At 72.1% G+C, this 24,835-nt stretch carries 18 protein-coding genes and 1 pseudogene; 5 read left to right on the forward strand and 14 right to left on the reverse strand.

Annotated elements, in window-relative coordinates; translation table 11 throughout:
- Nucleotides 1–484, forward strand: a pseudogene (locus AQY21_RS12470) (type VI secretion system tip protein VgrG); the annotation flags it as partial.
- Here the strand turns inward: AQY21_RS12470 and tagF are convergent.
- From tagF to AQY21_RS12540, 14 genes are all read right to left on the reverse strand, one after another.
- A complete protein-coding gene (gene tagF / locus AQY21_RS12475; RefSeq protein WP_058097977.1) occupies nucleotides 471–962 on the reverse strand; it encodes a type VI secretion system-associated protein TagF in 492 nt (163 codons plus the stop codon). The pseudogene AQY21_RS12470 and the gene tagF sit on opposite strands and share 14 nt — an antisense overlap.
- Nucleotides 944–4,474, reverse strand: a complete 3,531-nt coding sequence (gene tssM / locus AQY21_RS12480; protein ID WP_058097978.1) for a type VI secretion system membrane subunit TssM — start codon at nucleotides 4,472–4,474, stop codon at nucleotides 944–946. Before tssM ends, tagF begins: the two co-directional genes overlap by 19 nt.
- Complete coding sequence (gene icmH / locus AQY21_RS12485; RefSeq protein WP_058097979.1) at nucleotides 4,475–5,869, reverse strand: type IVB secretion system protein IcmH/DotU; 1,395 nt, start codon at nucleotides 5,867–5,869, stop codon at nucleotides 4,475–4,477.
- A gap of 9 nt (nucleotides 5,870–5,878) precedes the next feature.
- Complete coding sequence (tssK, locus tag AQY21_RS12490) at nucleotides 5,879–7,213, reverse strand: type VI secretion system baseplate subunit TssK (RefSeq protein ID WP_058097980.1); 1,335 nt, start codon at nucleotides 7,211–7,213, stop codon at nucleotides 5,879–5,881.
- Between the two features lie 11 nt (nucleotides 7,214–7,224).
- Nucleotides 7,225–7,698 carry a type VI secretion system lipoprotein TssJ gene (tssJ, locus tag AQY21_RS12495; RefSeq protein ID WP_058097981.1) on the reverse strand — a complete coding sequence of 158 codons (474 nt, stop codon included), beginning with the start codon at nucleotides 7,696–7,698 and terminating at the stop codon, nucleotides 7,225–7,227.
- Nucleotides 7,695–8,915 (reverse strand): type VI secretion system-associated FHA domain protein TagH, encoded by a 1,221-nt coding sequence (tagH, locus tag AQY21_RS12500; RefSeq protein ID WP_058097982.1) that lies wholly within the window; start codon nucleotides 8,913–8,915, stop codon nucleotides 7,695–7,697. Before tagH ends, tssJ begins: the two co-directional genes overlap by 4 nt.
- Nucleotides 8,915–9,952, reverse strand: a complete 1,038-nt coding sequence (gene tssG, locus AQY21_RS12505) for a type VI secretion system baseplate subunit TssG (RefSeq protein WP_058097983.1) — start codon at nucleotides 9,950–9,952, stop codon at nucleotides 8,915–8,917. The genes tagH and tssG overlap by 1 nt, the downstream gene beginning before the upstream one ends.
- Nucleotides 9,916–11,778: a type VI secretion system baseplate subunit TssF gene (gene tssF / locus AQY21_RS12510; protein ID WP_058097984.1), complete on the reverse strand. Its 1,863-nt coding sequence runs from the start codon at nucleotides 11,776–11,778 to the stop codon at nucleotides 9,916–9,918. Before tssF ends, tssG begins: the two co-directional genes overlap by 37 nt.
- Nucleotides 11,778–12,524: a type VI secretion system baseplate subunit TssE gene (locus AQY21_RS12515; RefSeq protein WP_058097985.1), complete on the reverse strand. Its 747-nt coding sequence runs from the start codon at nucleotides 12,522–12,524 to the stop codon at nucleotides 11,778–11,780. Before AQY21_RS12515 ends, tssF begins: the two co-directional genes overlap by 1 nt.
- Nucleotides 12,525–12,550: 26 nt before the next feature.
- A complete protein-coding gene (locus tag AQY21_RS12520; protein WP_058097986.1) occupies nucleotides 12,551–13,039 on the reverse strand; it encodes a type VI secretion system tube protein Hcp in 489 nt (162 codons plus the stop codon).
- A gap of 140 nt (nucleotides 13,040–13,179) precedes the next feature.
- Nucleotides 13,180–14,694 (reverse strand): type VI secretion system contractile sheath large subunit, encoded by a 1,515-nt coding sequence (tssC, locus tag AQY21_RS12525; RefSeq protein WP_036760981.1) that lies wholly within the window; start codon nucleotides 14,692–14,694, stop codon nucleotides 13,180–13,182.
- 3 nt (nucleotides 14,695–14,697) lie between these two features.
- Complete coding sequence (gene tssB, locus AQY21_RS12530; protein ID WP_058097987.1) at nucleotides 14,698–15,243, reverse strand: type VI secretion system contractile sheath small subunit; 546 nt, start codon at nucleotides 15,241–15,243, stop codon at nucleotides 14,698–14,700.
- A 57-nt stretch (nucleotides 15,244–15,300) separates the two neighbouring features.
- Nucleotides 15,301–16,491 (reverse strand): ImpA family type VI secretion system protein, encoded by a 1,191-nt coding sequence (locus AQY21_RS12535; protein WP_058097988.1) that lies wholly within the window; start codon nucleotides 16,489–16,491, stop codon nucleotides 15,301–15,303.
- A 99-nt stretch (nucleotides 16,492–16,590) separates the two neighbouring features.
- A complete protein-coding gene (locus AQY21_RS12540) occupies nucleotides 16,591–18,696 on the reverse strand; it encodes a serine/threonine-protein kinase (RefSeq protein ID WP_058097989.1) in 2,106 nt (701 codons plus the stop codon).
- Nucleotides 18,697–18,870: 174 nt separating this feature from the next.
- Between AQY21_RS12540 and tssH the strand changes: the two genes are divergently transcribed.
- The 4 genes from tssH to AQY21_RS12560 are packed head-to-tail and all read left to right on the forward strand — an operon-like array spanning nucleotide 18,871 to nucleotide 24,834.
- Entirely contained in the window at nucleotides 18,871–21,690 is a 2,820-nt protein-coding gene (tssH, locus tag AQY21_RS12545; RefSeq protein ID WP_058097990.1) for a type VI secretion system ATPase TssH, read from the forward strand.
- 8 nt (nucleotides 21,691–21,698) lie between these two features.
- Nucleotides 21,699–22,805: a DUF2169 domain-containing protein gene (locus AQY21_RS12550; RefSeq protein WP_058097991.1), complete on the forward strand. Its 1,107-nt coding sequence runs from the start codon at nucleotides 21,699–21,701 to the stop codon at nucleotides 22,803–22,805.
- A complete protein-coding gene (locus tag AQY21_RS12555) occupies nucleotides 22,802–23,866 on the forward strand; it encodes a 3-oxoacyl-ACP synthase (protein ID WP_058097992.1) in 1,065 nt (354 codons plus the stop codon). Before AQY21_RS12550 ends, AQY21_RS12555 begins: the two co-directional genes overlap by 4 nt.
- Nucleotides 23,863–24,834: a DUF4150 domain-containing protein gene (locus AQY21_RS12560; RefSeq protein ID WP_058097993.1), complete on the forward strand. Its 972-nt coding sequence runs from the start codon at nucleotides 23,863–23,865 to the stop codon at nucleotides 24,832–24,834. Before AQY21_RS12555 ends, AQY21_RS12560 begins: the two co-directional genes overlap by 4 nt.
- The last annotated feature ends 1 nt before the right edge of the window (nucleotide 24,835 follow it).

Raw genomic sequence — 24,835 nt, forward strand, 5'->3', positions numbered from 1 at the left:
CAATGTCGGCGCGGCGCAGACCAACACCATCGTCGGCGCGCGTGGCGTGACGGTGCTGGCCGGGCAGAACCATGCGATCTCCTCGGACGATGACTGGAAGGTGGGCGGCAACCGCTCGACCAATGTGGCGGGGAACGAGACCGTCGAGGTCGGCGGCAACCGCAGCCACAAGGCGGGCGGCAACCGGGTCGAGAAGGTCGGCGGCGATTCGACGCTGGACGTCGCCGGCAAGCGGGCCACCACGGTCGGCGCGGACGAGTTGCACAAGGTCGGCGGCAAGATGGCCCTGGACGTGGGCGCGGCGCTGGCCATCGTGGCGGCGGATTCGATCTCGCTGACCTGCGGCTCGGCCGCCATCGTGCTGAAAAAGGACGGCACCATCACCATCGAGGGCAAGGACATCATGATCAAGGGCTCGGGCAAGATCGACGTGAAGGCCTCGGGCGAGACCACGATCAAGGGCTCCAAGGTCAATCTGAACTGAAGATCGCTGCCAGCGCAGGCCCCGGCGTCTCGGGATCGGCGGCCAGCGCCGGATGCCCGCGTTGCCACAGCAGCAGCGGCGGTGCCTCGGCCTTGCCCGCCGGCGGGAGCAGGGCCGCCAGCGCCTGCCACAGCGCATCGGGATCGGGCTCGGCGGCGGCTTGCAGCGCGGCCTCGCACCAGGGTTCCAGCGCCTCGGGTCCGGGCAGGCTGTCGGCCAGCAGGAACAGCGCCAGCGGAAAGCGCCGCCCCACCGCATCGGCCGAAGGCAGCACCAGCCCCGCCGCCGCCCGCCCGCCCGAGGCGATGCGCAGCCGCAGCCCGCCCTCGGGCCAGTCCTCGCGCCCGGCCAGATGCGCCGCGGCCCAACGGTCCCAGCGGCGGCGGAACGGCTCGGGCAACCCGCGGCCGACGAAATCGCCGCGCGCCGGCAGCTTGCCCCAGAATCCCGCCTGCGGGCCTAGAACGCTTCCGGGCATCGGAAGGCGCCGAACATGCTGAGATCGAAGGGATTCTCGACCGAGGCCGCGCGCAGTTCGAACCGGGCGGCATAGGGGCCGATGCCCAGCCGCAGGCCAAAGACCTCGGGCAGCGCGGTGGGCGACAGCCCGGCCTTGCGCACCAGCCGCAGCCAGGCCCAGGCACCGGTCTCGGTGCTGATCGCCTCGCCCGTGCCATCGACGGGGGTGAAGCTCAGCGAGATCAGGTTGGTGCCGTCCTTGCCCGGCCAGGTCATCGGCATCGGCCGGGCGGCGGCGTTGAAATAGACCAGGCTCTGCCCGTCCACGTTCAGCGTCACCCGCGCGGCATTGGGGGTCAGGTCCTTCGGCTCCAGCGTGAAGGCCATGACCGGGCCGGCGCCGCCCGGAAACAGCGCGTCGCGGATGGCGCGGGCCTGTTCGAAGGGGGCGAGCGTGCGGGCGTCCAGCCCCAGATCGGCCCGCCAGCGCCAGGGCCGGGCGCTGGTGTCGACATAGGGCGCCAGCGTCTCGTTGGTGAAGGTGTCGAAGCGGCCGCCGGGGCCGAAAAGCTGCTGGAAGTCGCTGACCGTCACGTCGATGGCCGAATCGGCGACGAAAGGATAGCGCCCGCCCGTCGCCGCGCGGCAGAAGGGCAGCACATCCGCCCGCCAGCGCGCGTTGAGCTGCGCGAGGATCGCCTCGCGCGTGACGCTGATCGTGTCGCCGGCGATGGCGCCCAGCCAGGCGTTGACCGGGTCGGGCAGGGTGGCCGCGACATTGCGCAGATCGCCCGTCAGTTGCGGCAGTCCGCCGCGCGACAGCAGCGCCGCCTGCGGATCGGGGCTGGCCTGCACGGTCAAAAGCTCCTTGGACAGCGCCCCCAGCGCGGTCTCGGCGTCCAGGATCAGCGGCGGCTTGCCGTCCACCTCGGCGACGATGGCCTTGAGCGGCGCGAAATGCCGGGCGATCTCGGCCCCGGGCGGCGGCGGTTCGGGCTCGCCCGGCCGGCGGGCGGCGGCGGCGACCTTGGTGCCGATCCTGGCCGCCGCGCCAAGGCCCAGCTTGCCGGCCACCTTCTTCAGCACGCCGGGATTGATCTCGGGGCTGTCGCCCTGTTCGGGCATGCGGGTCAGGTCGGTTTCGGCCACGACGGCGTTCAGCAGCCGCTTCAGCGTGCTGTCGGGGCTGGCAAGGTCTTTCAGGTTCGCCGTGGCGGTGGCCAGGTCCGGGATCGGCGCCAGCCGCACGTCGCGCAGGAAGCCTTCCCAGGCATTGATGAAATCGTCCTGGTAAAGCTTCATCATGTCGGCTTGCAGCGAGGCGGCCGAGGCATCGGCACTTTCCGCACAGCCGCCGGCAAAGACCTTGCGGTCGTTCAGCGCCGCCTCGGCCATGCTGGGCAGCATCGGCAACACCGTGCCGTGAAAGCCCTGCCAGGTGAAGGCGCCGGGAATGCCCTGGCGCAGGGTCTGACCCGACAGCCGCGTCAGCACCTGCCCCGCCAGAGGCCCGGCCTTTTCCGCCGGGATCCAGTCGGGCAGGGCGGCGATCTCGGGCTCGGACATCAGCGCGCGATAGGTGCGCAGCGACAAGGGCACGGTGCAGATCGCCTGCAAGGCGGCCTCGACCAGTTGCGGATCGGCCTCGATGCGGCTTTCGTCGCCGCCCAGCCGGTCCAGCGCGGCAAGTTGCCAGACGCGCGCGGCCTCGGTCGGGAAGGGGGGCTCGGCGGCAAAGGCGGGCAGCACCTCCTGCCACCATTCCGCGAGCCAAGCCCGGTCATAGGGGCCAAGCCCGGTCAGCATCTGATAGGCCTTCAGCGCGCCCAGCAGGAAATCCGGGTCGCGGATCTGCCGCCACATGGTCGCCTCCAGAAAGGCGACCATGCGCGGCTCCAGCAGGTTGCGCAGTCCGCGTTCGCGGGCCAGCCGCGCCGCGCCCTCGATCTCGGCCGCGGCCGAGGGGCCGATCAGCGCCAGCGGCCCGCCGGGCACCGGCGTCCGCGCCGCCTCGATCTCGGTCATGGCGTCCAGCGCGACGGGCAGGTCCAGGGGCTCGGTCGGCGCCTGGCGCGAGGCGGCGTTGGCGAGCCGCCCCGACAGGTCGGCCAGCAGGCGTTGTTGATCCGCGACCGCGCCGGACTGGCGCATGGTGTTGAACAGGAACCCCAGGCCCGCCAGCAGCACCAGCAGCGCCGCCGCCGCCGCCGAGCCGCGCCAGAGCCATGTCCGGCGCTCCTCGGCGCGCGGGTCGAACAGGCCCAAGCCCGCCTCGCCGAAGATCACCCCGGCCAGCAGGTCGTGCAGGAAGAACGACCGCCGCTCGCCCATCATCCGATGCGGCATGGGCGCGGGGGCCAGGCCAAAGCCCGCCGCCATCCCTGCCAGCATCCGGTCCAGGGGTGAGCCCTCCTGCGTGGCCGAGGTCAGGTAGAAGCCGCGCAGCCAGGGGGTCTGCTCATAGCGGCTTTCGCCGAAGGCGGTGTCGATCAGCAGCCGCAAAGGCGGTTCCAGCCGCTCGAACTCGGCCGGGAAGCGGAAGATCGCGGCGCGCTGCGGCAGGTCGGCATCCTCGGCCAGCCGCGCGTCCAGCCGGCCCTCCAGCACGGCGGCGAGGCTGCGGAACTCGCGGGTGATCGCCTCGGGCTCGGGCAGGGCATCGACCGGCAGGGTGGCGCCCCAGACCTGTGCCCGCTCGGCCGAGGTCAGCGCGCCGAAGAACGCCTCGAAGCCCGGCAGCCGGTCGGTCTTGGTCAGCATCAGATAGACCGGCAGCTGCATCTCCAGCCGCTCGCCGATCTCGGTCAGGCGCTTGCGGATCTCGCGCGCGTGGCGGCGCAGCGCGTCCTCGGGGCCCAGCAGCTCGTCCAGCGACAGGGCCACGATCACGCCGTTCAGCGCCCGCCGGCCGCGATGCTTCTTGAGCAGGTCGAGGAAGCCGGCCCATTCCGCCGCGTCGCGCTCGGGCTCGCTGGACTGGTCGGTATAGCGGCCGGCGGTATCGACCAGCACCGCGGTTTCGGTAAAGAACCAGTCGCAGTTGCGGGTGCCGCCGACGCCCTTGAGGTCGTCGTTCAGCGCGATGGGAAAATTCAACCCCGACTGGCGCAGCGCTGTGGTCTTGCCGGTGCCGGGCGGGCCGATGATGACATACCAGGGCATCTCGCGCAGGAAGCGCCGCTTGCCCAGGCGCGAGCGCGCCAGCGTCGTCAGGATCTCCTGGAACTTGCCGCCGATCTCGGCCGCGGCATCGGGCGCGTCGGGCAGGGGCGGCGGCGCGGCCAGTTCGGTGACGAACATGCGGTTGCGCCGCGCGGCGCGGATCTGGCCGACCAGCAGGATCAGCAGCCACAGCACCAGGATCGCGCCCAGGCAGAGCGCGCGGATCTCGGCGCTTTCCAGCGGCGCCGCCTCGCCGACCGAGACCAGCGGGCCATAGAACCAGATCGCCGCCGCCAGCAGCGCCAGCCCGACGAAGGTCCAGAAGCCGCGGGACAGGAAGAACCGGAATATGGCCTTGAGCACGCGCATCTATTGCCTCTTTTCGATGCGGATCTCGATCCGGCGGTTCTGGGCGCGGCCGTCGCGGGTGGCGTTGTCGGCCACCGGCTGGCTGTCGGCGCGGCCCTCGGCGCTGATGAGCTCGGCGGGCACGCCGGCCGCCGCCAGCGCCTGCGCCACGGTCTCGGCCCGCGCCTCGGACAGGCCCTGGTTCGAGGCGAATGGATTGCTGCGCTGCACCGGCACGTTGTCGGTATGGCCGCTGACCGCGACCGCGCCGATGCGGTGCGCGTTGGCGACGACGGTCCTGCCGATGGCCTCGACCAGCGGCTGATAGGCGGGGTTGAGGCTGGCCTTGGCCGAGCGGAACACCTCGGGATTGCTGGCCTGCACCACCAGCACCACGAGACCCGAGGTCTCGCGCCCCTTCATGGCGGCGCGCAGGGCGGCGGGCAGCGCGGCCTCGAAGGCGGGCAGCAGCGGGTCGATCACGGTGGCCGGCAGTTCCGGGGCCGGCTCGACGGTCTGGCGGACCGGGCGGAAGATCGCGGCGCGCTCGGCCGGCGGCAGACCGGCGGCCTGGGTGAACAGGCTTTCCGCCTTGCCCGACAGATGCATGGAGAGGCCGGTATGGATCGCCAGGATCAGGCCAAGCGCCCCCAGCCACAGCGTCCACAGCGGCACGGCGAAACGGCGCGGCGTGTCGGGTGCGATCACCCCGGCACCATGCGGGGCCAGGGGCGCGGCCTCGCGTTCCGGGTCGCGCAAGAGCCGGGCGATCTGGGCGCGCAGCGCCACCAGCGCGCCTTCGCCGGCGCCGCCCTGCACGCGATACTTGCCGCGAAAGCCCAGGCAGAGGCACAGCCAGGCCAGCTCCAGCAGGTCGCGCTCACCCACCGGGTTGCGCATCAGCGCGTCCAGCCGGTCGAAGAAGCGGGTGCCGGCATCGACCTCGCCGGTCATCTGCGTGACCAGCGGCTGGCGCGGCCAGTCGCTTTGCCCGCCCCAGGGCGTGTTCAGGGCCAGATCGTCCAGCAGGGCGGCGACGAACCAGGCGCCCTGATCGGCCCGGCTCAGCGGCACGCCGGCGGCGACCGAGGCGTCGCGCCCCTCGACCAGCACCGATTGCAGCCGCGCGCGCAGCGCCTCGGGGCGGGCGGGGGGATTGGCGCGCTCAAGCTCGGGCGCCAGTTCCAGCAGCGTGGCATGGGCGGCGACCAGCGGGTTGGCATGCGCCCGCCCGCGCCGGGCATGGGGCGCGGCCTCGGGCGCGACGGGATCGGGCGGCGCCTGCCAGACGGGGCGCGGCGGCGCGGGACCGGGACCGGGCGGATCGGGCAGGGATTGCGGCCGGCCCGCGCCCAGCGGCCGGATCCGGGTGCGACCGGGATCGCCAAGGCCGAAGGGATCGTTCTGGTCGCCCATTCCCCGCCCCTATCTGCTGACCGCGTAGCAGTCGATTTCGGGCTCGCGGTCCAGCTTGCCCGACACGCCCAGCACGAAGCCCGGCGAGGCTTGCAGCCGCGCCCAGTGCTCGGACTTGCGGTCCAGTTCCAGGCACAGCCGGTCGCCGTCATAGGGGATCTCGCGCGGCTGCGAATGCAGCGGCCGCAGGGGAATGCCGGGCAGGCGCGAGGTCCACAGCGTCTCGAACTCCTCGGCCGCGCCCACGGTGACCTGGCGGGTGAAAAGCTGCATCAGCCCCTCGTCCGACATGTCCGAGCCGATGCGCAGCACGATGCGGCTGTTTTGCAGGATCTCGGGATTGTCGATGCGCACCTTCCAGACGTTCTGCGCGTGGCGCGCGACCGGCAGGGCGCGGGATTTCGGCTCGACATGGCGCAGGGACAGGATCAGCGAGCGCAGCGCATCGGCCAGCGCGGCGAAACCCGGCTGCGGGTCGGCATGGTCGTAATCCGGCAGGGGCGACAGCCGCCGGGTCGAGGAACCATAGGTCGCCATCCGCCCCGCCAGCTCGGCCAGATCGGCGAAAAGCTCGGACGGATGCGCAAGGTTCTGCGCCAGCAGGTGTTGCAGCCTTGGCCGGGCGGCATTGGCCAGCTCCAGGATCAGCAGGTTCTCGACCGAGCGGCCGGCGCCGCCCAGCACCATGCCGCCCTGCGCCTCGATGATGCGGTCGAGCCCGGTGACCAGTTCCTTGAGCAGCCCGGCATACCAGGGCACGGCGGCCAGGGTCAGGGCGGGGGGCAGCCAGCCCTCGGCCAGCGCGACGCGGCCGTCGGCGGCCAGCCCCTCGATCCCGGCCAAGGGCAGGGTGACGGCGCCCTGCGTCGCCTCGCCGGGCAGGAACAGCCGGGTCGAAAGCCGGGCGATCTCGACCTCGGCGGGCTCGGCACCGCCGCGGATCTCGTCGCGCAGGCTGGCCCATTCGCCGCGCCAGCGCGCCCCGCCCGGCTCGGCATGGGCGGGATCGACCGCCGCCGTGCCGGGCTGGCGCGGGGCCACGCCCAGCAGCACCGCGCCGGCGGGCGTGGCGCGGCCGACCGCGACCGGCGGCGGCGCCGGGGCCTCGGCCGGGATGCGAAAGCCGGTGCCGTCGGGAAACAGCCCCTCGGCCTCGGCGATGGCGACCTGCCCGGCCTCCAGCGCCGCCGGGTCCAGCCGCAGCGCAACAAAGCCCCAGGCCTGCCGCGGCCGCGCCCGCAGCAGCGCGCGCAGCTGGGCCGCGGCGTGGCGGTCCTGCTGCTGGAAATGCTGCGGGCGCAGGAACAGGCCCTCGGACCAGACGACGCGGCTGCCTTCGGTCATGCGCTTTCCCTTCAGGCTGGTGTCATGGTGACGCCGCCCGGCCCGGCGGTGACGGTGAAGCTGGCGGTCCCGGTGGGCGAGACGGCGGCCTTGGCGCGCGTGGTCTTGCCGGCCGGGTCGCGATAGCCGGCGACCACAGCCACCGCCGTCGTGGCCGGGTCGAGCACCAGCGCCTTTTCGGCGCTGCCGCCGGGGGCCAGCGTCACCGTCTCGGCCTTGACCAGATCGGCCCCCAGGGCGGCGGCGGGGTCTTGCAGCGCCAGCGTGTCGGCGGCGTCGAAGCCGGCGGTGCCGCGCAATTGCAGGATCTGCAGCGTCAGCGGCCGGTCGCTGCCGTCGGGGCCGGGATTGACCCCGGCCGAGGCCGACATGGCCAGGTTGACCGAGCCGGGACCGGCCGGCCCGCCGCAGGCCGCGGTCAGCGCCAGCGTTCCAAGCCCGGCCAGCGTGGCCCGGCGCGTGAGGATAGGGAAGATCGTGGTCATGGCTCGCTCCTCTCAGGGGTTTCGTAGGCATCGCGGAATTCGGCGCCGACCTCGCCCAGGAAGCGGTCCTCGGCGGCGCGGGCGATCTCGGCCCAGCGGGCGGCATAGGCGTCCCAAAGCAGCGCCGAGCGCCCGCCGGCCAGCAGCGCCCGCAGCGTCCCGGCATCGGCCAGCTGCGCCTCGATCGCCTCGGGCGAGAAGCGGTCGATCATCCGGCGCAGCGCCGCCTGCAATCCGTGCCAGCTGCGCATCCGGTGGTCGGCAAGGTCGCGGAACGCCTCGGCGATGGCCGCGTCGGGCTCCAGATAGCCCGCCCCGCGCGGCGCGACCAGCGCGGCCACCTGTTCGTCGGGCATGGCCAGGAATTTCAGCGGGTTGACCTGTGCTGCGCCCAGCGTGGTGCGGGCGACGCGCAGCGAGCCCTTTTCCTCGGCGCGGGCGCGCAGCAGCGCGACCAGCCCCTCGGTCAGCATCCGGTAGCGCCGGCCGAGAGCCTCGATATCCACCCTTTCGACATCCGCCGGGTCCAGCCCGGCGCCGCGCAGAAAGGCGGCGGCCGCGTCGGATGGCGGAGGCGGGGCCGTGGGTGCAGGGGTTTCCATGGCGGGCACGGGATCGGGCTGCGGCGGCGTCGCGCCAGCCGGCCCCCAGTTCCAGTCATCGCCCGGATGCGGCGGGGCCGCAGGTTGCGCGGCCGGCAGCGGGTCGAGCGTGAAGGGATCGTCGAAGCCCGGCGGCGGCGCGGGCGGCGGTTGCGGGGCGAAACGGCCGGTGGTGCGCTCGAAGGGTTCGGGCAATTCCGAGGGCCGCGGCGGCGGCGGGGGCGGCGGATCGCGGGGCGCGAAGAACGGGTCGATGCCGATGCCCGGCTCGGCGGGCACAGCCGCTGCCCCCTGCACCTCGGCCTCGATGCCCACGCCCAGCGTGACGTCGCCCAGCCGCAGCCGCATCCCGTCGCGCAGCACGGCGCTGCGGCCCGGTCCCAGCGGCTCGGCCGCCCCGTCGAGGAACAGCCCGCCGGTGCTGGTATCGGTGACGGTCCAGCCCTCGGCCGTGGCCTCGACGATGCAATGGCGGCGCGAGACGAACATCTCGGGGTCGTCGATCTGCCAGTCGCAGCCCGGCTCGCGCCCCAGCACCGCGCGGCCGCTGTCCAGCCGCAACTCGGCCTGGGGCTGGGGGACGGGGCTGGTGAGGACGGTGAGGCGCAGGGTCATCAGGCAGCCTGCCTTTCATCCAGCGGCAGGCGCAGGTCGTCGCGGTCCCGCGCCGCACCCCCGCCCAGCCAGCCGGTCCGCCCCAGCGCCGGTCCCCGCCCCAGCGCGGGCGGCGGCACCTCGGGCGCAGAAAGCACCAGCCGCAGGTCGAAGCCGATCTCCTCGCCCATGGCAAAGCGCAGCAGGCGGCGCAGCGCCGCCCGTTCCGGGCCGTCCTCGGCCAGCCGGCGATATTGCGCAAGTGGCAGCGGTCCGACGACGATCTCGGCCCGCGCCTGCGGCTGATAGACCCGCGGACCCAGCATCGCCCCCCGGCCCAGCCCGGCACGGGCACGGCCGAGGCGGCTGGCCAGGGCGGCGGGGATGTCCTGCCAATGCGGCACGAACTCGTCCACCCGCACCGGCGCGTCCAGCAGGTCCGACAGCAGCGCCGCCAGCGTCTCGGGGCTGCGAACCTGGCCGGCCAGCCCGGTCGCATGGCGCAGGACCGGCGCGGGATCGTCCAGCGCCTCGGCACTGCCGGGCAGGCCGAGCCCGGCCAGCGCCGCGATCATCGCCGCAAGCCTGCCCTCGCGGCCGTGATCGGCGGCGAGGGCAGGCTGTGCCTCGGCAAAGGCGCGGTAGTAAAGCGCCATCATCCGGTGCTGGAGCAGGTTGCAGAACTCCAGGAAGGCGCGATCCGCCCCCGGCTCGGGCTGGGCGGAGCCGGCGAACCAGCGTTCGGACATGCGTTCCAGCATACGGCGGCTCAGATGCAGCGGCATCGGGCCTTCGGGGCCGAAAAGCCCGGTGATCTCCAGCGCGATGCGGGCGGGGGCGTCACCTTCGGCAGGGCTGAAGCGCGCGACCTCGCAGGCGGCGGGGCCCAGGCGGATTTCCTGGCCCAGCCGCGCCGGCTCCTGTTCCGGGCCGCCGACATGGCCGAAGCGGTGGCCGGGCGCTTCCAGCCGCCGCATCAGGGCGAAGGCCTCGATGCCGGGGGGCGGGGGCGGTTCCCCGGTCAGATCCGGGGGCGCAGGCCGGGCCGCATCGGCCATGACATCTCCTCCTGTTTCTGCACAAGGCGGGTGCGGGTGCGCACGAAGGCGTTGACCGAGGCATGGCGCGCGAACAGCCGGTCGAGCAGCGCCGGCAGAAGCAGCCGGCTGGCCCCGGCCAGCGGCGCCTCGTCGATCTCCAGCGTGATCTCGGTGCCGCGGCCGAAGGCCAGCGGGCCGGGCAGGTCCAGCCGTGCGATCACCGGGCGGCTCGATATGGCGGCGACGGCGCGGGCGTGGCGGGCGAGTTGCGGATCGCCGCGATCGGCGTAAAGCGCCAGCAGCGCGCAAAGCGGCGCGCCGTCGCGCCCGGCCTCGGCCAGCGACAGATGGCCCGAGGCAAGCTGCGCCACCAGCCGCCAGGTCAGGTCGTCCAGGCCCGCCGCGCCGCCCTGGCCCGCCTGCGGCGGCGCGCCCGCCAGCGCCGGTTGCGGCCGGCGCATCGGGCCCAACAGATCGACCCGCATCACCGGCTCGCCGCCCTCGGGCGTCAGCCGGGGGGTGTCGTCCAGGATCGGCAGGTCGCGATTGGTGCAAAGCGCGCGGATGTCCAGCCGGCGCGGCATCCAGTCCCCGGCGCGCGAGACCGAGATCCACAGGTCGTGCCCGGCATAGGAACTGCGCATCTGGCCGCGCCGGATCTCGTCGGTGGCCGGGCGGCGGGGGCGGCGCTCGGCCCACCAGACCGGGCCGGCATGGCGCGGCGCCTCGGGGGCATGGGCGGGGCAGAGCAGCCCGTCCGCGCCCTCGCGGTCGGCATCGGCGACGCGGAGCAGGCGATAGACCTCGAAATCGCGGGTGCGGGCGCGGTCGGGATGGACCGGATGCGCCGTGGACCGCGCGTCGAGTTCCACGAAATTGCATTCCTTTTCGAACAGATTGACCAGCGGCGTCGCGAACAGTCGGAAATCGTCGCGGCCCAGCCCCTCCAGCAGCGGCTCGGGGCGGGCAAGCGGCACGGCAAGCTCCAGCGCCACGCCCTCGCCGCATTGCCGGGCGGCCGGGGCGAGCCCGTCCAGCCGCAGGTAGTGAAAGCGTTCCGGCATCAGGAAATAGTCGCGCAGCAGCCGAAAGCCCTCGAAGCTGCGGCGCAGGCGCGGGGTCAGCCCCTCGTCGTCGCCGGTGCCGACCAGTTCGGGCCGGTCGAGGGAAAGCGCCTGCGCGCCCGGCCGGGCGGGACGGGCCAGCGCCCCCAGCCCGTTGCCGAAGATCGCGTCGAACAGCGCCCCCGCCCGCGCGCTGCCGGCAAAGCACAGGTCGAGCCGCTCCAGCGCCAGTGCCGACAGCGCGGCCGGACCCGTCGCGTGCAGGCTGATGCGGATGCCCGCCTCGGCCCCCGGCGCGGCAAGGCCGGCGGCGGCCAGCGCGCCGCGGTCGGGCAGGTAATCCGCCGCCGCCAGCGCCAGTGGCCACAGCGTCACGGCCTGCGCGGTGGCATAGGTGGCGCGGGTGGCCAGCCCCTCGCGCGCGGCGGCGGTGAAGCGGCTGCCGCGCGGCACCGGATGCCCGCCCGCCATGGCCTGCACCTGCGGGCCGGGTTGCAGCACGCCGATGCCCATGGCCGGCCCCGGCGCGGCCAGGTCGGGCCAGAGCGCGTCCAGCACCCCGGCGGTGAAACGCTGGCCCTCGGCCTCGACCTTCATCCGCGTGCGGGCGGCCAGGAAGGCCACGCCCTCCAGCAGCCGCTCGACATAGGGGTCGGGGCAGGGCACCGCGTCCAGCGACAGGTTGCGCGCCACGTTGGGATGCAGCGCGGCGAATTCGCCGGCCAGCACCCGGATATGGTCCAGTTCGGCCTCGTAGGCGGCCAGGAAGGCGCGGTCCATCAGCCCTCCTCCAGCACCGTGGCGGCGGCGCCCGTGTCCAGGTCGATGGTGGTCAGCAGCCGCAGCCGTTCGGGGGCCGGGGCCATCAGCAACAGCCCCTCGATGCGCACGCGCAGGCCGGTGCGGGTGCCCGGCTCGACCCTGACGCGGATGGTGTCGCGGCGCAGGCGCGGCTCGAACACCGCCAGCACCTCGCGCAACTCGCGTGCCAGCGCCTCGTGGTCGAAATCGCCCGCGCGCCGCCCGGCAAAGGCCGGCACGCCGTAATTCAGCACCGAGGCGCGGACCTGGGGAAAATCGGCCAGCATCTCGGCCGGATCCTCGGCGCCGCCGGCGATGCCGGGGGGCGCGGCGCGGCGCTCGGTCCGGGTCAGCAGATAGCGCACCTCCAGCCGCTCGATGCCGAACAGGTCCTCGATGTCGCGGCGCACCGCCTCGCGCAGCACGTCGGGCGTGACCAGGATGCCGCGTTCCCGCAAGGCGGCGCGGCGGGCCTGCAATTGCGCCAGCGCCGCGAGGTCTCGCGCCTGCTCGGGGTCGAGCCCGTCCCGCCCCTCGCCCGCAAGCAGCGCCGCGAGCCGGGCGGCGCCGTGGCGCGTAGCCAGCGCCGCCTCGCGCCGGGTGATCTCGGCCGACAGCGCGGGCAGGTCGTCGATCAGCCGGTCCCACAGGCTGGGCTGCACCTCCTCGCGCCGCGCCTGAAGGGGCGCGGCGGTGCGGGGGCGGTCGGGGGCGGGGCTGGCCATGGCGATCCTGCGCGCATCCTATGCGGTCACTTGGCGGCCATCAGGTCGTATTCGACCTCGTGCTCGTCGCCTTTCGAATGGTCGTCGGCCTGCACGACGTACTTGATGGCGATCTTTTCGAACGAGATGCCGATCTGCTCGGCAATCGTGTCGATTTCCGGGGCGGGCTGGCTCTGGCTCATCGAATAGGAGGCGATGAGGCAGTTGGTCATGGTGATGGTCAAATAGTCCAGATGCGCCTCGCCCGAATCCTTGCGGACGGTGAAGGTCATCGTCTCGAAGGCCTTGCCCTGCATGCAGGCCAGCGCCAGATAGGGCGAGGCGGCATCATACCATTTGTAAAGCGTCAGGTCGCTGACGGTGGCGCGCCCGCGCACGCGGCCCGACCCGGTCGCGGCCGAGCTTTTCTGCTCGGCCTTCAGGTCGGCGCCCCAGATGTCGATTTCGCCCTCGTGATCGGCCCGGCGCGATTCGCCGTCGATGCCGTCGATCTTGAGGTATCCGGTGAAAGCCATCTCACATCTCCCTGTTCGGCCTGTTCGGCAAGCCGGGTTTCAGACATGGCGGGGCCCGTCGGGGCCGCGTCAGGGGCCGCGCGCGTCATGGCGCCCGCGACCCGGTGCCCGGGAGCCCGCGCCCCCCCGGGCAAAGCGCGTCACGGCCCCTTGACCGAGGGCAGTTCCGAAACCAGCCGCAGCGAGGCGTTGATGCCTTCCAGCTGGTAATGCGGGCGCAGGTAGAAGCGGGCGGCGTAATAGCCCGGCCGGCCCTCGACGCTGTCCACCTGCACCTCGGCCTTGGCCAGCGGCCGCTTGGCCTTGGCCTTGTCGTCGGCCATGGCGGTATTGGCCAGCACATAGCGGTTGATCCACTCGGACAGCCAGACCTCCATGTCGGCGCGTTCCTTGAAGGTGCCGATCTTGTCGCGGGCGATGGCCTTGAGGTAATGCGCGAAACGGCAGACCGGCAGCAGATAGGGCAGGTTCGCCGACAGCCGCTCGTTGGCCTGGGCGTCGGGATCGACCAGCCGCCCGGCGCGGGCCTCGCAATCCTGCAAGGTCTGCGCGCCCAGGAAGGCCGCGACATCGGTGTTCTTGCGATGCAGGATCGGCATCAGCCCCAGCTTGGCCAGTTCGTGCTCGCGCCGGTCGTCGATGGCGATCTCGGTGGGGCATTTCATCACCACCGAGCCGTCGTCGCTGGGGAAGGTATGCACCGGCAGGTTGGTGACGGCGCCGCCGGATTCCACGCCGCGGATCTGGCTGCCCCAGCCATAAAGCTTGTGGCTGCGGTTGATGTTCACCCCCATGGGGAAGGCCGCGTTCATCCAGACGTAATGGTCATGCTTGCCGTCGATCTCCTCGCGGAAGTCGAAGCCCTTGACCGGGATGGTGTCCGGCCCATAGGGCAGCCGCGCCAGCACGCGCGGCAGGGTCAGGCCGATATAGCGCGCATCCTCGCTTTCGCGCAGGCTTTGCCAGGCCGCGTAATCGGGCGAGGAGGTGACCATCTTCAGGTCCTGCGGATTGGGCAGTTCCTGCCAGCTTTCCATGCGGAACAGCCGGGGCGAGGCCGCCGCGATGAAGGGCGCATGGGCCGAGGCGCAGATCCCCGACAGGTTGCGCAGCAGCCCGACGTCGCGCGGATGGTGGCTGAATTCGTAATCGCCGACGATGCTGCCGAAGGGGGCGCCGCCGAAGCTGGAATATTCCTCGGTATAGAGCTTGCGGAACATGGGCGACTGGTCCCACATCTGCCCCTCGAAGTCCTCCAGCTGGTCGGCAAGCTCGTCCTTGGTGATGTTCAGCACCCGGATCTTGAGCATGGTGTCGGTTTCGGTGTTGTTCACCAGGTAATGCAGCCCGCGCCAGCTTCCCTCCATGCGGCGGATCTCGGGGGCGTGCAGCACCTCGTTCATCTGCGTGGTCAGCAGCTCGTCGATGCCGGCGATCAGCGACTTGATCGAGCGCACGGCATTGCCGGAGATCGTGGCGCTGCCGGCCTTTTCGCGGGCGGCCAGGGCCAGGTTGGCGACCAGTTCGCGCAGCTTGGCGCTGTCGTCCTGTTCCTTGACGCGGAAGTCCTTTTCCAGAAGCGTGCCGAATTCGTCCAGATCGACGGCCTCGGCTTCGGCGGCGGCCTCGGTGCCCTTGAGTTCCTGTTCGGCCATGGCTCAGCCCTCCGTCCCGTCGCTGGCCGGGCTCACCGCCTGCTCGGCGACGCGGGCCAGCAGCGGCTCGTCGTTCAGAAGCTGGGCGATGCGCTTTTCGGCGCTGGCCTTGCCGTCCATATAGCTCAGCAGTTCCTCGAGCTTGCGGCGCATCTTCATCAGCTCGGCCAGTTCGGGGATCTGCTCGGCGATGCGGTCGGGGGCGAAATCGCCCATGTTGCGAAAGGTCAGGTCCACGAACATCTCCTCCTCGCCGGCCTCCTCCTCGCCCTCCTTGCGGGGCAGGCGGTTCGGGATGCGGGCGGTGACACGGGGCGAAAGCGCCTCCATGAAGGCGGGGAAGCGGCCGGCATCCACCTCGACGAAGGACCGCTCGGCGGGAGGTTTCTGCGCCTCGCGCGAGGTGGACTTGCCCGCCAGATCCGCCATCACCCCCATGACGAAGGGCAGTTCGATGGTGGTCGGGCTGCCGTAATGCTCGACGTCATAGGCGATCTGCACCCTTGGGGCGCGATTGCGCTCGATTACCTTGGCCTTGCTCTCGCTCATCGCGGGTTACTCCCTGTCGCGGCGCCATCCGGCGCCGGCCCCGATTGCGCCCTGCCGTCAGCGTCCCTTGTCCTCGGTCACTCCGGCGACATTGCGGAATTCCTTCATCCCTCCCGGCGCCAGTTCCTCCATCAGTTGCAGGAAGTTCATCGGCACCATCTTCCGCATCCGCCGCGCCAGATGCGGCAGCGGCGAGGCGGGTTCGTTGCGTTCGTAGAAGTCGATGATGAGGTCGAGACAGGTCTCGACCTCGGCGCGCGAGGCCAGCCTTGCCGGCAGTCCCGCCGATGCGGGAACGGCCGGGGCCGGCACGGGCATGGGCTTGGCAGCGGCCGTTCCCGCGGGCGTCTCGCCGCCCGGCTGCGTGGCCGGCTGCGCGGCCGGGGCGCGGGTGAATTGCGCCTGCGGGCTGGCCAGCGTCGCCGTCATCCGCTCCAGCAGCCGGTGCAGCGCCGGGAAGCGGGTCGGCGGATCCTCCCCGATGCGCGCGGCCAGCGCCGCCTCCAGCCGGGCAAGCGCCCGCAGCGCGGCGGCCAGCCCCGTCTCCAGCGCCGCCACCGCCTCGGGCTCCATGTCGCGCGCGGCGCGGCAGGCGGTCAGCACCCGCGTCACCCTCGCCTCATGGCGGGCCTCGCGCTCGGCCTGCTCGGCGGCGGAAAGCCCGGTCGGCCCCTCGGCGGCCAGCATCGAGGGCGTGACCGCCCCCGCCGCCAGATCCCCGCCCGAGACCACCGGCAGGCCGCGCGGGGCAAGCACGGTGTTGAATTCCAGATCGCCCAGGATGCCGGCATCGGCATTCTCGATCTGGTAAAGCGCGTTGATGCGGCGCAATGCGCCCTCGCGCACCAGCTGGCCTTCGCGCAGGGCGGGGTGCAGGTGGTCCCACCAGGTCTCCAGCGTCTCGGCCAGCAGGTCCAGCCCTTCGGCCAGCCCCTCGGGGCCGCGCATGTTGGTCATGATCCGCGCCACGACGACCAGCAGGCGCAGGTCGCGGCCGGTCTGGGCCAGCGCCTCGGCCTCCTCCAGCTGATGCGCCCAGTCCAGCGCCACGTCGCCGGTATTGCCCTTGGCCAGCTGTTCGGCCCGTGCCGCCCGAGAGGCCCCGTCCAGCGCCCGCTCGAGTGCCAGAAATCTCATGTCGTTGCGAAGATCCATACCGGCGGAATCCGGCACGGCAAGCGGAGCGAGAAACATAGGGGAAACCTTTTCAAAGGCCGCATTATGTTCTTCTCGAAATGAGAAAATCATCTCACGGACTCGGGCTTTGCGCAATGAAATCCTGCGGATCGGCCGATAGGCCCCGGCCGGGCGCGCGGCCGCCCGGCGCATGCCGCGCCGCGGGGGATGTCAGGGCCGCAGGTCGAGAATGCGATGGGTGGCGGCCAGGATCCGGTCCGGCTCGGCCGCGCGCCGCGCCGTCAGCGCCTCGGCAAAGGCGGTGGCGGATTCGTCGCCCGGGCGGCGCTCGTCGAAAAGCGGGCCGCGGGTCACGAAGGCGAAGATCCCCGCCTTGCCGAAATCCCGGTCGTTGACGCGAAAGGCGATGCGTCCCTGGCCGAGGCCGGGATCGTCGGCGGGCCAGAGCACGCGCACGCGGCGCAGCGCGCCTTCGGGCTGGCCTATGCGGTCCAGCCGGGTTTCCTGATCGCCGGCATTGGGCAATACGTTGAAGACCTGGCCGGTTTCCTCGACCGCGACCCAAAGCTCGGCCCCGGGCGTCGCGGCCAGCTCGGCGGGGATCAGCACATCGGCCACCGGATTGTCGCCGGGCCGATAGATCCCGGTCAGCGAGGGTTCGGGCCGGCCTGCCTCGGACAGGCGGATGCCGATGCCGCCCTCGGGCAGGCCCGCCGCCGCAGCGCGGATCTGGCAAAGCGAGGGGCTGAGCGTCTCGGTTTCCAGCCGCAGGGCGCGGTCGCCAAGCGCCGGGCGCAGCGTTTCGGCCAGCGCCGCGGCGGCCGCCGCATCGGGCAGGGCGCCGCGGATCGTCACAGCGGCGCCGGGCGCACCGCCGCCCGCGGGAAGGTCGCTGGCCAGCGGGCCGCAGCTGGCGGCGCCGGCCAGTAATGCGTCCAGATCGACGGGCATCAGCGGCGCGGGGCCGGTGGCCAGCCGCGGCACCAGTTCCATGCCTGCCGCTTGCGCCCATTCGGCCAGCCGAGCGGCGATCGCGTCGCGCTCGGCCGGGGTGGCGGCGCTGCCGGCGATCTCGGCGCGCATGTCGGTGATCTGCACCGTCCAGTCCTGCAACCCTTGCAGCGCCGGGAAAAGCCGCTCCACCGCCTCGGCCCAGCCGGGGGTGGGCATGCCGCGCGCCAGGGCCAGCGCATCCTGCGGCGGGTCGCTTCCGGTCGCGGCGGCGAAGGCGGCGGCGATTCGTCCGGCGTTGGCGGCATCCGGCGCCGGCCCGGACAGGCGCGGCGCCTCGCCGCCCGCCGCCTCCAGCCGCCAAGGCTGGACCAGCGGAAGATCGGGGACAAGCAGCGACCTTGCCGCAAAGAACCCGCCTGCCAGCACCACGGCCAGCAACAGCGGGATGAGCCATATCCGGCCGCGCCTGCCCCCCGCCCGCCGCTGGCTTTGGCGTGGCGTGACGGCTTTCCGGGCCGGCGCGGCCTCTCCGCCCTTCAGCAGCGCGTCCAGCCGCGCCACCACCGCCGCCGCCGAGGGCGCGCGGTCGGCGATGCGCGGCGCCGAAAGCCACAGGATCAGCCCGGCCAGCGGCTCGGGCAGGCCGGTCACGTCCAGCGGCTCGGCCTTGCGGCGGATCATCTCGCCGGGTGTCGCGCCGGCAAAGGGCACCTCGCCCCGCGCCGCCGCCAGCAGCAGCGCGCCGAGCGCGTAAAGATCGCTGGCCGGCTCGGCCTTGCCGTCGAACTGTTCGGGCGCGGCATATTCGTATTTGCCGGCGAACTGATTGCCGACCACCGTATGCGCGCCGGCGGCCGTGTCCTTGGCGATGCCGAAGTCGATCACCGTCGCGCCCTCGACCCGGCCGTCGCGCAGGATCACGTTGTCCGGCGACAGGTCGCGATGCACCACGCCGCGGGCATGGGCGGCGACCAGCCCCTCGGCCACGCGATGCGCGACGATCAGCAAGTCGCGCACCCCCAGCCGGCGTTCGGCCATCACCTCGGACAGGGCCGGGCCGTCGATGAAATCCATCACCAGGAAGACATGGCCCTCGGGCGTGCGCGAGCAGTCGCTGTAGCGCACCACGGCATCGTGCAGGATGTCGCGCATCGCCTCCTCGCGGCGCATCAGTTCCAGATAGCCCTGATCGCCCGAGAAACCGGCGGACAGCGCCTTGATCGCCACCACCCGGCCGGTGACCAGGCTTTTCGCGCGATAGACCTCGCCGGTGCCGCCGCGACCCAGCACGCCCTCGACGGCCCAGGTGTTGTTGAGCACCTGGCCCTCGTGGAAGATGTCTCCCGGCAGGGCCGGGATCATGGCGGCATTCCGTTTTGCGGCAGGCTGGGCATGGCTGGCTCCTTGCGAAAAGATTTCCGAAAGCCGCGGTTTTGAAATACACTTTCCCCGAGGGTCATTTTCCCCCCGAGCCTGCCCGTGGCAAGCCCGATTTATCGCTCCGGTTCTTTTGCCAGCTTTGCAAGGATGGCCAGGATGACGACCGTGACGCCCCGCGCCCCCGCCAGAGGTTCCAGAGAGACGGTCAAGCGCAAGGAGCTGGTCGGGCGGCTGGACCCGCTGTGCCTGCGGGCGTTTTCCGAAGGCGCGCGCAACGCCAAGGCGCGCGGCAATCCCTATGTCGAGCTGGTGCATTTCATCGCCGCGCTGGCCGGGGTGCCGGATTCGGACCTGGCGCTGATCGCCGCGGCGGCCGGGGTCGATGGCGCCCGGCTGGAGGGCGACCTGGCCCGCGCGCTGGACGCCCTGCCGCGCGGGGCCAGCGCGGTCGAGGAGTTCTCCGACCACATCTTCCACGCCATCCAGGAGGGCTGGACGCTGGCGGCGCTGGAGCGGGGCACCGACCGGGTGCGTTCGGGCGATATCCTGGTCGCCTGTCTCAAGACCCCGGTGCTGGAGGGGTTGCTGCTGCGCATCAGCCCGGAATTCGGCCGCATCGACCCCGACCGCATGGCGCCGGACCTGCCCGGCATCCTGGCCGGCTCGGCCGAGGCGGAGGGGACGGCCCCGCCCGAGATGGCGCCGGCCAATGTGCCGAAACCGCCCGAGGGGGCGCTGGCGAAATATGCCACCAACCTGACCGAGCGGGCGCGGGCCGGCAAGATCGACCCGGTGGTGGGCCGCGACCCGGAAATCCGCCAGATCATCGACATCCTGATGCGGCGGCGGCAGAACAACCCGATCCTGACCGGCGAGGCCGGGGTCGGCAAGACCGCCGTGGTCGAGGGCTTTGCCCTGCGGCTGGCGCGCGGCGACGTGCCGCCGCAGCTGGCCGCGGTCGATCTGTGGCTGCTGGACATCGGGCTGATGCAGGCCGGCGCCAGCGTCAAGGGCGAGTTCGAGAAGCGGCTGAAATCGGTGATCGACGAGGTGCAGGCCTCGGCGAAATCGGCGATCCTGTTCATCGACGAGGCGCATACGCTGATCGGCGCCGGTGGGGCGGCGGGGACGGGGGATGCCGCGAACCTGCTGAAGCCCGCGCTGGCGCGGGGCGAATTGCGCACCGTCGCCGCCACCACCTGGGCCGAATACAAGCAGCATATCGAAAAGGACCCGGCGCTGACCCGGCGCTTCCAGGTGGTGAAGGTCGAGGAGCCCTCGGAAGCCGCCGCCGTCGAGATGCTGCGCGGCGTGGCGGGCGTGCTGGAAAAGCACCACCGGGTCGAGATCCTGGACGAGGCGATCGGCGCCGCCGTCTCGCTGTCGCATCGCTATATTCCGGCGCGGCAATTGCCCGACAAGGCGATCAGCCTGCTCGACACCGCCTGCGCCCGCGTCGCCGTCAGCCAGCACGCCACGCCCGCCGAACTGGAGGATCTGGAGCGCCGCTTGCAGGCGCTGGAGATCGAGGCGGGCATCATCGCCCGCGAGGCCGCCATCGGCATCGACACGACCGAGCGCCAGACCGCCAACGACGCCGCCCGCGCCGCGGCCGAGGCGGAGCGCACCGCCGCGCTGGAACGCTGGGAGGCGGAAAAGGCGCTGGTCTCGGACATCCTGACCCTGCGGGCCGAGTTGCGCGGCGAGGGCATGGCGCTGGACGAGGCCGGGGCGGATGCGGCAAAAGCGGAAGCGGAGAGCGACGCCGCGCAAGCCGCTGCCGAGGGGGCAGCGGCCGAGGCCGCGCCCGATGCACCCGCCGGGGCCGCGCCGGCCGCTGATGCGGGTGCCGAAGCCCCGGACGCTGACCCGGACCCCGACCCCGATCCCGCCGCGCGGCTGGCGCTTCTGCGGGCCAAGATGGCCGAGCTGGCCGAGCGGCAGGGCGAGCGGCCGCTGATCCTGCCCTCGGTGGACCGGCTGGCGGTGGGGGCGGTCGTGCAGGACTGGACCGGCATCCCGCTGGGCCGGATGCTGGCCAGCCAGACCGAGCGCGCCCTGGGCCTTGCCGGCCTGCTGGCGCAGCGCGTGGTCGGACAGGACCATGCCATGGCCGCCATCGCCAGCCGCATCCAGACCGGTATGGCGGGGCTGGGCGCGCCGGAAAAGCCGATGGGCGTCTTCATGCTCTGCGGCCCCTCGGGCGTCGGCAAGACCGAGACCGCGCTGGCCCTGGCCGATGCGCTTTACGGCGGCGAGCAGAACCTGATCTCCATCAACATGAGCGAGTTCCAGGAGGCGCATACCGTCTCGACCCTCAAGGGCGCGCCGCCGGGCTATGTCGGCTATGGCAAGGGCGGCGTGCTGACCGAGGCGGTGCGGCGCCGGCCCTATTCGGTGATCCTGCTGGACGAGGTGGAAAAGGCCCATCCCGACGTGCACGAGATCTTTTTCCAGGTCTTCGACAAGGGGATGATGGACGACAGCGAGGGGCGGCGGATCGACTTTCGCAACACGCTGATCCTGCTGACCTCAAACGTCGGCACCGACGAGATCATGGCGCTGACCGATGCCGGCCGCAGCCGGGTCGAGATCGACAGCCTGTCGGCGGCGCTGCGCCCGCCGCTGTTGCAGGTGTTCCCTCCGGCGCTGCTGGGGCGGCTGGTGACGATCCCCTACCTGCCGCTTTCGGATGCGATGATCGAGGCCATCGCCGGGCAGAAGCTGGCCGGCATCGGCCGCAGGCTGGCCGCCGCGCATGGCGCCGAGCTGGTGATCGGCGCGGGCGTCATGGACCAGATCCGCGCCCGCTGCACCGAGGTCGAATCGGGCGGCCGCATGATCGACGCCATCCTGACCGGCGCGATCCTGCCCGAACTCAGCCGCCGGGTGCTGGACGCCAGGCTGGAGGGGCGCGGCATCGGCAGGGTGACGGTGACCGGCGGGCCGGACGGCTTTGCCTATGCCCTTGACTGAGGCGTGCCGTGCAGATTTTCGACCAGACCGGCTTTCCCCATCAGATGGGGACCGGCATGGACGTGGCTGGGCAGGCCTACATGCTGCTGGTGGTCAAGGGCAGCTTCGCCTTTCCCGAGCGTGAAACCGACCCGCCCCTGCCGCTGAAGGACCAGCGCCCGCTGGTCATGGCCGACGAATATACCGGCGCGCCGGGCTTTTCCGCGCCGCTTTGGGAAAGCGATTTCGCCTTTCGCAAGCTCTTCTGCGATGTGGTGCTGAACGGCGCCGCCCATGCCCCCGGCGGCCGCCCGGTCGAGCGGCTGCGCGTGGGGCTGGCGGTGGGCAATTGGTCCAAGCAGCTCGACGTGGTCGGCCAGCGCGAATGGCGCGTGCTGGGGCCGGCCATTGCCGCGACCCGGCCCTATCCCTTCACCCGGATGCCGTTTTCCTATGACACCGCCTTCGGCGGTCCCGACCGCAGCCGCCCGCCCGGCCCCGACGTGCCGGTCCATGCCGCCAACCCGGTCGGGCTGGGCTGGGCCACCGCCTCGGGCGGCAGTCCGGCCGGCCTCGCCCTGCCCAATACCGAGGCGCCGGGGCAGGAGATCACCTCGCCCTATGGCGACTGGCGCCCGATGGCGCTGGGGCCCTATGGCCGCGGCTGGCCGCTGCGCCTGCCCTATGGCGGCACCTATGACGAGCGTTGGGTGGCCGAAACCGCGCCCTTCCTGCCGCGAGACTTCGACGAGCGTTACTACCAGACGGCGCCGCCCGACCAGCAGATCGCGCCGCCCGTGCCCTTTGCCCCGGTGGCGCTGGTGCATCTGACCCCGCGCGGGCGCGAGGCGTTCCGCCTGCCCGACACCCGGCTGCCGTTCCGGGTCTGGCGCGGGCGCGACTGCTGCCTCGACACCGTGGCGCTGCCCGACACGCTGGCCATCGACGCCGAGGCGCGAGTTCTGATGCTGACCTGGCGCGTGCAGGTGCCGATCCGCCGCACCATCGCCGAATTCTCGCGCGCCTGGATCGGCGAGCCGACCGCCGCCATGCTGCGCGCCGAGCGCGAGGGGCGCGGCTATATCCGCCTGCCCGCGGTGCTGGGCGCGGGCGAGGATGGGGGGGACGGCCCATGATCGGCGTGCTGGCGGCGGGCATGGTGACGGCTGTGGGGCTCGATTGGGCCGCGTCGGCGGCGGCGATGCGGGCGCGGCTGGACGGGTTCGCCGAGACGCGCTTTACCGCACCCGGCGGCTGGCGCATCGGTGCGCCGGTGCCCCTGCCGCGCAACTGGATCGGCCAGCGGCGCATGGCGCATCTGGCCGCCGGCGCCGTGGCCGACATCCTGCGCCAGGAGCCCGCAGCCGCCGAGGCCGCGCTGATCCTGTGCCTGGCCGAGGAGGGCCGGCCCGGCCGGCCGGTGCAAGACCCCTCGGCGCTGCTGCGCATGCTGTCGCGGATCCTCGACCTGCCCGAGCGGCGGGCGCATGTGGTGGCGCATGGCCGGCCCTCGGGCTTCGTCGGGCTCGATCGGGCGCGGCGCATGATCGCCACGGGACAGGCGGGCCGGGTGCTGCTTCTGGGCCTCGACAGCTATCTGACCGGGCCGGCGCTGGCGCATTATGCCGGCCTTGCGCGGTTGCTTCAGGACGGCAATGCCGACGGGTTCATCCCCGGCGAGGCGGCGGCGGCGGTGCTGCTGGGGCCGGGCGGCGCCCTGCGGCTGACCGGGCTGGGCCTGGCGCGCGAGGCGGCCTTCCTGGGCAACGGCCGGGGCGGGGACGGCGCGGACCTGCCCCTGCGCGGCGACGGCATGGCCGCGGCCTATCGCGCCGCGCTGGCCGAGGCCGAGACCGACCTGGCCCATGTCGAATACCGCATCTCGGACCTGCCGGGCGAGCAGCATTTCTTCCGCCAGACTGCACTGATGACCCTGCGGCTGGAACGCGGCCGCTCGGCCTTCCAGGATCTGTGGAGCCCGGCCGAGAGCCTGGGCAATATCGGCGCGGCGGTGGTGCCGGCGATGCTGGGCATGGCGCTGGCGGCGGTGCGCAAGGGCTATGCCCCCGGCTCGCCGGTGCTGGTCGAGGCCTCGGGCGACGATGGCGCCTGCGGGGCGGCGGTGCTGCACGAGGCGCGGGGCCCGGCCCGGCGCGTCTCGGCCGAGGATCGTTTCGCCATGGGGGCGGCACCATGAGCGGGGTTTTCGCCAACGGGCTGGAGATCAGCGGCAAGGCGGTCAACGCCCAGACCATCGCCGCCTTTCCCGACACCTGCTTTACCCCGCCCGAGAACCCGGCCACGCCGCCGGGCGTGCCGGTGCCCTATCCCAGCTTCGGCATGGCCTCGGACACGGAAAACGGCACCGGGACGGTGTTCATCGGCGGCAAGACGGTGAACATCAAGAACAAGTCCGACATCAGCCGCACCTCGGGGACCGAGGCGGGCTGCGCGGCGAAAAAGGGCATCATCACCTCGAAGAATACCGGCAAGAAATATTTCACCTCCTGGTCGAACGACGTGAAATTCGACGGCGAGCCGGTGATCCGCTTTTCCGACCTCGCCACGCACAACCACGCCTCGCCCACCGGGCAGACGCCGCCCTTCCCCGAGATCTGTGCGGCGAACCAGGCCTTTGCCGATTGCGTGGCGCTGCTGAACAAGCTGGAAATGCAGCTGCACGAACATGGCAAGTCGCCCTGCAAGCATCCCGACCAGTCCGAGCATCCGCTGGAAAACCAGATGATGCAGAAATCGCGGGGCGGCACGAACTATGCCGCCTTTCCGGGCTATCATGTGGACAAGGCGCCGTGCATCTGCATGCGTTCCTTCAACCTGAACCCCGACGGCACGCCCAAAAGCGGCGGGGGCAGCATGAAGGGCGCGCCGCATCCGATGAAATCCAAGGCCAACCGCGATCTGTTGAAGAAGAACCCCAAGCCGACCGTGCGCGAGGCGCTGGACGAGACCAAGCAAGCCTACGGCGATCACCATGACAAGCTGCAACCGCCCACTTCGGAAGAGGACAAGAAGGCGGCGCTGGAATGCATCGAGGTGGTGGTCGTGACCTATCTGCAAAGCGTGGCCAAGCCCAAGCAGAACGCCGACGGCTCGACCAGCCAGCCATCGACGCAGGACGTCCTGAACACCCAGCTGAGGAACTGAC

Origin of the sequence: Paracoccus sp. MKU1, from assembly GCF_001447385.1 — a bacterium.
Lineage (GTDB): Bacteria > Pseudomonadota > Alphaproteobacteria > Rhodobacterales > Rhodobacteraceae > Paracoccus.

Coding starts and splice junctions, on each gene's coding strand:
- tagF (WP_058097977.1), bottom strand. CDS start 962: ATGCCCGGAAGCGTTCTAGGCCCGCAGGCGGGATTCTGGGGCAAGCTG.
- tssM (WP_058097978.1), bottom strand. CDS start 4,474: ATGCGCGTGCTCAAGGCCATATTCCGGTTCTTCCTGTCCCGCGGCTTC.
- icmH (WP_058097979.1), bottom strand. CDS start 5,869: ATGGGCGACCAGAACGATCCCTTCGGCCTTGGCGATCCCGGTCGCACC.
- tssK (WP_058097980.1), bottom strand. CDS start 7,213: ATGACCGAAGGCAGCCGCGTCGTCTGGTCCGAGGGCCTGTTCCTGCGC.
- tssJ (WP_058097981.1), bottom strand. CDS start 7,698: ATGACCACGATCTTCCCTATCCTCACGCGCCGGGCCACGCTGGCCGGG.
- tagH (WP_058097982.1), bottom strand. CDS start 8,915: ATGACCCTGCGCCTCACCGTCCTCACCAGCCCCGTCCCCCAGCCCCAG.
- tssG (WP_058097983.1), bottom strand. CDS start 9,952: ATGGCCGATGCGGCCCGGCCTGCGCCCCCGGATCTGACCGGGGAACCG.
- tssF (WP_058097984.1), bottom strand. CDS start 11,778: ATGGACCGCGCCTTCCTGGCCGCCTACGAGGCCGAACTGGACCATATC.
- AQY21_RS12515 (WP_058097985.1), bottom strand. CDS start 12,524: ATGGCCAGCCCCGCCCCCGACCGCCCCCGCACCGCCGCGCCCCTTCAG.
- AQY21_RS12520 (WP_058097986.1), bottom strand. CDS start 13,039: ATGGCTTTCACCGGATACCTCAAGATCGACGGCATCGACGGCGAATCG.
- tssC (WP_036760981.1), bottom strand. CDS start 14,694: ATGGCCGAACAGGAACTCAAGGGCACCGAGGCCGCCGCCGAAGCCGAG.
- tssB (WP_058097987.1), bottom strand. CDS start 15,243: ATGAGCGAGAGCAAGGCCAAGGTAATCGAGCGCAATCGCGCCCCAAGG.
- AQY21_RS12535 (WP_058097988.1), bottom strand. CDS start 16,491: ATGATTTTCTCATTTCGAGAAGAACATAATGCGGCCTTTGAAAAGGTT.
- AQY21_RS12540 (WP_058097989.1), bottom strand. CDS start 18,696: ATGATCCCGGCCCTGCCGGGAGACATCTTCCACGAGGGCCAGGTGCTC.
- tssH (WP_058097990.1), top strand. CDS start 18,871: ATGACGACCGTGACGCCCCGCGCCCCCGCCAGAGGTTCCAGAGAGACG.
- AQY21_RS12555 (WP_058097992.1), top strand. CDS start 22,802: ATGATCGGCGTGCTGGCGGCGGGCATGGTGACGGCTGTGGGGCTCGAT.
- AQY21_RS12560 (WP_058097993.1), top strand. CDS start 23,863: ATGAGCGGGGTTTTCGCCAACGGGCTGGAGATCAGCGGCAAGGCGGTC.